General features: G+C 47.3%; 3 protein-coding genes. 1 reads left to right on the plus strand and 2 read right to left on the minus strand.

The genetic code is table 11. The features are described from left to right. Nucleotides 1-262 precede the first annotated feature (262 nt). Nucleotides 263-718 (plus strand): MaoC family dehydratase, encoded by a 456-nt coding sequence (locus VN105_RS06525; protein ID WP_325639095.1) that lies wholly within the window; start codon nt 263-265, stop codon nt 716-718. Between the two features lie 122 nt (nt 719-840). Here VN105_RS06525 and VN105_RS06530 read toward each other — a convergent pair whose 3' ends face one another. Then, nucleotides 841-1,644: a DUF1080 domain-containing protein gene (locus VN105_RS06530; RefSeq protein ID WP_325639097.1), complete on the minus strand. Its 804-nt coding sequence runs from the start codon at nt 1,642-1,644 to the stop codon at nt 841-843. A 22-nt stretch (nt 1,645-1,666) separates the two neighbouring features. Continuing rightward, entirely contained in the window at nt 1,667-3,373 is a 1,707-nt protein-coding gene (locus VN105_RS06535) for an arylsulfatase (RefSeq protein WP_325639099.1), read from the minus strand. Nucleotides 3,374-3,489: the final 116 nt, after the last annotated feature.

The following is a 3,489-nucleotide window of genomic DNA, read 5'->3' on the forward strand; positions in this document are numbered from 1 at the left end:
ATAGTGGAATTATTAAGGATTGTTTTAAATTATCCCGGGTTTATTTAATAAGTGGCTACTATGGCTTATTTTGGGGCAGTCATAAGGCTCCGGAGGGGTAGCCTCACGACTGGCCTCAGCACATGTATTAAAATTGAAAGTGAAAGAATAGTAATTTGGTTGATAAATAAGTAATACGTTTGTGAGAGACAGACTACGTAGCCGGAAGAGAAAAAATTTCAGGATATTGGTCCCTACAACTTTAAAATAATAAGTAAACATTATGGTAATTGTCAACAGTTTCGCTGAATATCAGGCATATGAGGGTAAAGAAATAGGTAGTTCTGAATGGCATAGGATAGACCAGGAACAGATCAATAAGTTTGCCGATGCAACGCTGGATCATCAATGGATCCATTGCAATGAGGAAAGAGCAAAAAATGAAGGGCCGTTCAAAACGACCATTGCCCATGGTTATCTGACCCTGGCATTAATTCCCTATCTATGGAAGCAGATTGCAGACATACGCAATGTTAAAATGGAAATAAACTACGGTATAGAGCAGTTTAAGTTTGGTCAGCCGGTGTTTGTGAACGACGAAGTTCAATTGAAAGCAAAACTCAATTCTATAGTCGATTTAAGAGGTGTCACGAAAGTGATAATTGGCGCTACGCTCAGTATTAAGGGAAAGCCCAAACCAGCGTACACGGGTGATGTAGTATTTCTATATCATTTTTGAGGCAGGTAACTTTCCTTTTACGGGCACAGGCGCTTTAAGTCCTGTTCCGGGAGCCACCAACAAAAAAGGCTGCATCATAAATAGATGATGCAGCCCCGCTTGTTTTAAGATATCCGTTGCCGTTAGTGCTCCAGGTTCATGATCTCAATTTTTCTGAAATCAACCGGTTGTCCTTCGCTTTGCAGGGCAATGAAGCCTTTGGAGAGCAGCTTGCCATCTATTTTAACGGTGGAGTCGTAATTGTTCACTACGCCGCCGCCGATCTGCGGTTTGGAGTACTGCAGTACGGTATCGCCGTTGATGATATGCGTGATGAGGGAATCGCCCAGTACGATCAGTTCTCCCCTTACCCATTGTTCGCCTTCGTATGTTTTGGAGGTGGATTCAATACAGTGTGTTGCATCCAGTTTGCCTTTGTATACCACGTTGGTACCCGGGGAGCACATGTTGCCGGTAGGCCGTGGTTTACCATCTCCCAGGCCGGCCAGCAGCTGCATTTCCACGGAAATGGGCCAGTCCTGCTCCTTTGGCATGGTACGCGGGTCCTGCGAGTGGAACATAACGCCGCTGTTCAGCAGCGTATATTCCGGTGCGGAAGGGTACCATTTTCCAACGAAACGGTACTCAAATTTGAGGTGATAATGTGAGAAGGGTTGTTTATAATACAAGTGCCCGAACTGGTCGTTAAAGTCGCCGTACTGATCATAGCGTACCTTGATGATGCTGTCTTCCACCCGGAAGGTATTGCCAAAGTTTTCTCCTACTTCATGGTGATGGATCTTCACGATCCAGTCGTTAATATCTTTCCCGTTAAACAGGGATATCCATTCCTGTTTCTTTTCAGGTTGTTTTACTTCATTACAGGCCATGCTGCCTGCCAGCAGTGCGATCATCAGCAGTTTACGTGAAATCGGGTTGTTGCTCATATAAGTGATTAAAGATTAATTTTTACTTCGTTGTTTTATGGCCGGGTTTTGGAAACACCTGGTGTGTTTGTGCCCATTGATACCAAAGGGTTTGCAGCTGTTGCACCTTTTCGGGGTATTGCGCGGCCAGGTTATTGGTTTCTGTTTTATCCACAGCAAGATTAAACAGCCGCCAGGTAGTATCGTTGCTGAGCGATACCAGTTTCCAGTTACCGGAGCGGGCATACCGTGCGCCGAAGTGTTCATTGAACAGCTGATCGTGCCCGGTGGTATTTTTGTTTTTGAAAGATGGCAACAGGCTGGTACCGGTAGTGGCGGGGATCTTGTGGCCGTTGTATACTTCAGGGTATTGTGCGTGCGCCAGTTCAGCGAAGGTGGACATGAAGTCCATTACATGCCCCATATGGCTATTGTAGCCGCCTTTGTTAGTGGTGATGCCTTTGGGCCAGTATGCGATCAGAGGAGTATGTATACCGCCTTCGTACGATTCGGCTTTCCAGTACTGGTAAGGCGTATTGGCTACATTGGCCCATGTTTGCCCTATAGAGGCATACGTGGTTTGTGGGCCGGGCATTGCCTGTTTTTTTGTGGCGTAAATAATTTTACGGCCGTCGCGGGTTTCATCGGGGCGATCGAATCCGGGTCCGTAGTTAGCACAGTTCTCAGGACTGGCGCCGTTATCGGACAAGAACACGATCAGGGTATTATCAAGCTGCCCGGTTGTTTTCAACGCCTCAATGATGCGGCCAATGCCCTGGTCCATGCGGTCTATCATAGCAGCATGCACTGCCATGGCCATAGCATCCCAGGCGGTATCGGGATTTTGCGCCCAGGTTTGGTTATTTCTCCAGCGTTTGGGCAATGGCGTGGTAGCCGGATCAATCAGTCCCATTTTCACCATTTTGTTATAGCGGGCGTTGCGGATAGCCTCCCATCCTGCCTTATAGGTGTCTTTATACTTTGCGATGTCTTCCGGCAGCGCCATGAGCGGCCAGTGCGGGGCGTTGTGGGCAACATACAGGAAGAAAGGCTTTTGGGTATCCGCATAGCCTTTGATATAGGCCACGGCGGTATCGTTGATAGCGTCTGTATGATAATAGTGGTCCGGTACCTTTGTAATGGGGGTTGTTCCGCTTACGAGGCTGAAGGGATCAAAAAAATCCACTACTCCCCATATGGTGCCAAAGAACTGATCGAACCCACGGCTGGTGGGATATTGTGAAACGGGAGAAAAATCGCCGAATGTTTGATGATGATTGAGCCAGGCCATTTGCTCCGCGGCTGTTTTTTGCCCGTTGGTGTTGGATACATGCCACTTGCCCGACATAGCCGTTTGGTAGCCGGCTGTTTTCAGCACTTCCGCCAGGGTAACCGCATTCTCTGAAAGGTGGCCCAGGTATCCGGGCTCATCCTCCGCGTCGGTCATCTTCCCAATACCCGCCTGCTGGTTATACAACCCCGTGAGCAGGGAAGCGCGTGTGGGGCAGCAACGGGAGGTATTATAAAACTGCGTATAGCGGATACCGTTAGCAGCCAGGAAATCAATATTGGGCGTATGGATTTCTCCGCCATAACAGCCGGCATCTGAAAATCCCATATCATCCGCGAGAATAACAATAATATTGGGCCGTGTATCTTTACGTGGCGGCCTGCTTTTCTTAAATCCTGTGAGCAGGATAGTGCTTAACAGGAATGGAACGATATAAACTGATCCTGGTCTTATCTTCATGGGTTCGCACAGTTTTATTACTACATCCCGTTAAAATAAAATAAAACGGACAGAAAAGTAAATAAACTGTATGATTGGAAGGGATTTATTTGAGGGAAGAGAAAAAAAAGCCTGGC

The sequence above is a fragment of the Chitinophaga sp. genome (assembly GCF_035564935.1).
Lineage (GTDB): Bacteria > Bacteroidota > Bacteroidia > Chitinophagales > Chitinophagaceae > Chitinophaga.

Coding starts and splice junctions, on each gene's coding strand:
- VN105_RS06535 (WP_325639099.1), bottom strand. CDS start 3,373: ATGAAGATAAGACCAGGATCAGTTTATATCGTTCCATTCCTGTTAAGC.
- VN105_RS06525 (WP_325639095.1), top strand. CDS start 263: ATGGTAATTGTCAACAGTTTCGCTGAATATCAGGCATATGAGGGTAAA.
- VN105_RS06530 (WP_325639097.1), bottom strand. CDS start 1,644: ATGAGCAACAACCCGATTTCACGTAAACTGCTGATGATCGCACTGCTG.